General features: G+C 59.0%; 3 protein-coding genes and 1 pseudogene. 1 reads left to right on the top strand and 3 read right to left on the bottom strand.

Features of this window, described 5'->3' with window-relative positions; genetic code table 11:
* Positions 1-294 precede the first annotated feature (294 nt).
* From NW835_RS08010 to upp, 3 genes are all read right to left on the bottom strand, one after another.
* A complete protein-coding gene (locus NW835_RS08010; protein ID WP_414414994.1) occupies positions 295-975 on the bottom strand; it encodes a tetratricopeptide repeat protein in 681 nt (226 codons plus the stop codon).
* On the bottom strand, positions 968-1876 hold the full coding sequence (locus NW835_RS08005; protein WP_414366717.1) for an HAD hydrolase family protein: 909 nt from the start codon (positions 1874-1876) through the stop codon (positions 968-970). The genes NW835_RS08010 and NW835_RS08005 overlap by 8 nt, the downstream gene beginning before the upstream one ends.
* 259 nt (positions 1877-2135) lie before the next feature.
* Entirely contained in the window at positions 2136-2819 is a 684-nt protein-coding gene (gene upp / locus NW835_RS08000; RefSeq protein ID WP_414366718.1) for a uracil phosphoribosyltransferase, read from the bottom strand.
* Between the two features lie 237 nt (positions 2820-3056).
* On the opposite strand from upp, the pseudogene NW835_RS07995 reads away from it, so the two are divergent.
* Positions 3057-3253 (top strand): annotated as a pseudogene (locus NW835_RS07995) (hypothetical protein); the annotation flags it as partial.

The following is a 3253-nucleotide window of genomic DNA, read 5'->3' as shown; positions in this document are numbered from 1 at the left end:
TGAAGCAACTGGGGCAGAGGAAGAGACAAAAGCTCTGCTGTCAAGCGGATGGGGAAACCCCACCCGCCTGCGCGGTGGGGTAGTTCATCTAGCAACAGGATCAATGGGGGTAGAATCCGCCGTCCAAACCAAATAGAACTTCAGGTTCTCCTTTAGCTTTTCAGCGTCCGCTCTTTCCTTTATCGCTGTCAGGGAGAGCCGCACTCGCAACAGTCCTCTGGGCATGGTCGGCTCTTCTTCCTGAGCCGTAGCTATCTATTCCCAATTGCTTGCTGGTTTGGACAGGGAGGGATCCTAGTCCAACCTCCGCCGCCGTAGCTGCTGCAAGGCCGAGAGAGGTTTCTCTTCTTCTGGCTGCTTTTCTAGAGTTGCTTCTGGCGGGGCAACTTTTTGGTTTTTCTCGACTTCAAGCGCAAATTTGTCCCCCTCCGAATCGATAGTTAGGGGGGGGGCGGGGTTGTTAGTCTGTTGGCCAGGCAGAGGAACCGACTCCAAGGGGGCCAGCAGGGACTGGATGTGGCTATAGGTTTCGGGGTTGCTGCGGGCGGCGTGGGCCAGGAGAGTGAGCTGCTCTTTGGCTTGCACGAGGTTCCCCAATTTGAGATCCACCAAAGCCAGTTGGTAGCGGGCCTTGAAACTTGTGGGATCCACCTCCACTGAGCGTTGGAAGGCGGCTCGCGCCTCTGGGAGGTTGCCCTGACGGGCGTAGATCAGGCCAAGGTTAAAAGGTACGTCGGGATCCCGCTCGCTGGGAAGAACCCTGGTTTTGTCTTCCAGCTCAAGGGCGGCCCGGTAGGCATTGATGGCTAGGGTGTGAAAGCCCATCTGCAGGTAGCGGGCTGCATCTGCCTTGAGTTGGGCCACTGTCGGCTCCCCGGTGAGCAGATTCATAGGCGGCTGGGCAGAGGCGGGCAGTCCCAGCACCAAGCTCAGCAGGCATCCCACGGCGGCAGTCTGTCCACTGCTTTTATTCATCACCACGATCAGTTTCCTCCAACCACGTCAACACCACTTCGTTCCATCCTTCAGGGCCGGGGAGCCGGGCCAGTTGCCACTGGGTCTGAACCTCTGGCCCACCGAGGTGAACGGCCTCCTTCCAGAGGCTATCCGCAATTGGGCTGGGAAGCACGACTTTCCGCTCCGCCCAGCGCAAAAACGCCAGATCGGGCAGGGAACAGCCAATGCCCAGAGCCCTGACCGGGCCCAAGTGTCTCTGGTAGCAGTCTAGAAGCAACCGCACCGCCTCTTCTCCAGGCCAGAAACTGGCTGCTGGGGTTGAATGCATCCACTTCCAGCCAGTGAGATACCAGTGCGAAGGGCTGGGAAGGTGGAGCTGACGCAGCCGCAACTGGTGCTGGCTGAGGGTGGCCTCTTGCTGGGCGAAGGCCGCTTTTAGGGTGGCTGGATCCCCGGAATAGCTGAAAATCTCGCTATATTCCCGCTGTTGCACCCGTTCTGCCTCCTCCAAAGGGATCCCAGTGGCGGCAGCGAGCTCCGAGGCTGTCCAATCCCCAAACCCAATGAGATCCAAGTGGCAATCTTGACGCACCTGTTGCAAAATGTGGCGCAAGCAGGAGTAGGGCAATCCCAGGGCACACACGTAGTAGGGAGAGCAGTGTTGCCAGCGCTCGTCCAAAATCCCTGCGGGAAAGTAATGTTCGGGGACGTAAATGGCGGAACCGTCCTCGCAGATGAAGGGATGCTCCAGGCGCAGTTGCTGACACAGATGTTCCAGTTGGGCGCGGGTACGTAGGCTGTAGAGCACCAAGGGAATGGAGCGGCGCTCCAGAGCCGCTAAAGCTTGTCGGGCAGAGCCGTAGCTGTTGGACTGGGGATCTAGGAGGCTGCCATCCAAACTGGTGAGGACAAGTCGCATAGGTCCAGGAAAGGAAAAGGCGCTGGCACCAGTCAATTAGCCAGATCAAACAGCCTCTGGCCCGAGGAGCGCAAGCCGGATCCCTGAGGCAGGCCTTGGGGCTCAAGCGGCCAGCATTCCCATCATCCAACAGCCTTGACAGAAGTGAAGCACCCGGAGCGGTACTGAGGCAATTGATGCCAAATGTTACGCTCTGCTGCCATGCCCAGCCGATCCTAGCGACAGAGCAAGCCTCTTGGCTCGCGATTCCTTTGAGGGATCAGGTGCCGAAAGCGCGATCCCCAGCATCTCCCAACCCAGGCAGGATAAACCCTCGGTCGTTTAGACGCTCGTCAATCATGGCGCAGAAAATTTGCACCATCGGGTAATGGGATCCCAGCCGCTGCAACCCCGGCGGAGCGGCCAAGACACTCACAATTCTCACTAAGCTGGGATCCGCTCCTCGTTTTTTCAGCTCATCCAAGACCCAGAGCAAGGTGCCGCCAGTAGCCAACATCGGCTCAGGGATGAGAATGCGCATCTGCTCCGGGATCCGCTCTGGCAGGCGATTGAGGTAACAACTCACCTGCAGCGTCTCCTCGTCCCGCACCAGGCCCACATGAAAAACCCGTGCCTGGGGCAAGAGAGCCTGACAGCCTTCCAGCATGGCCAGGCCAGCCCGCAAAATGGGCACTATGGCCAGCGGCGTGTTGGGGGCGATAACTTCTGCTGCAGCAGGTTCCAGAGGAGTTTGCACCTGCACCGCCTGAGTTGGGATCCACTCCCGCATCGCCTCGTAGGTTAGCCAGCGGCCCAGCTCCGACAGAGCACTGCGAAACAAAGGCGTGGGGGTTTCCACATCGCGAGCCACGGCTAACCAGTGCTTAATGAGCGGGTGAGAGGGGACATAGACCCGAAGCTGCTGACTTGCCACAGAAAGATGCCTCAATCTGGGCGGTAGCATAGCGGTTTGCCTGAGCAGAAAGCAAGCACCTCCCTCAAGGCAATAACCAGCCTGGAGGTCCGTGGTTGGCTTGCCAACTGCAGGGCTACAGAAAGCCCGCTCCGTACCGCTTAGCAGTCGGAGCCGGGTAGTTTACGATGGGTTGCCATGCTTCGCCGTTACAGCATAGGACAAAGCTGGAGCTGGGTCTGCGGATCCGGTAGATCTGGATCACGAGATTTTTTTTGAGGATCGCCCATGTCTGCCGTCCGGTTTCAGCCGTTGCGGGTGGCCTTCACCTGTGCGGATCCCAGCCAAGCGCAAATGCCTGTTGCCGAGTTGTTGGCGGCTCTGCCGGCCTCGCCGCTTCTGACGTACACTGACCCGGAAGCAGCGGACTTGCGGGTAGAGATGCTGCCCGATGCCATCTACCACTTCTACCGACGGGAGGAAGA

The organism is Synechococcus sp. OH2 (assembly GCF_047462155.1).
GTDB lineage: Bacteria > Cyanobacteriota > Cyanobacteriia > Thermostichales > Thermostichaceae > Thermostichus.
This window is presented reverse-complemented; position numbering and strand designations above follow the sequence as displayed.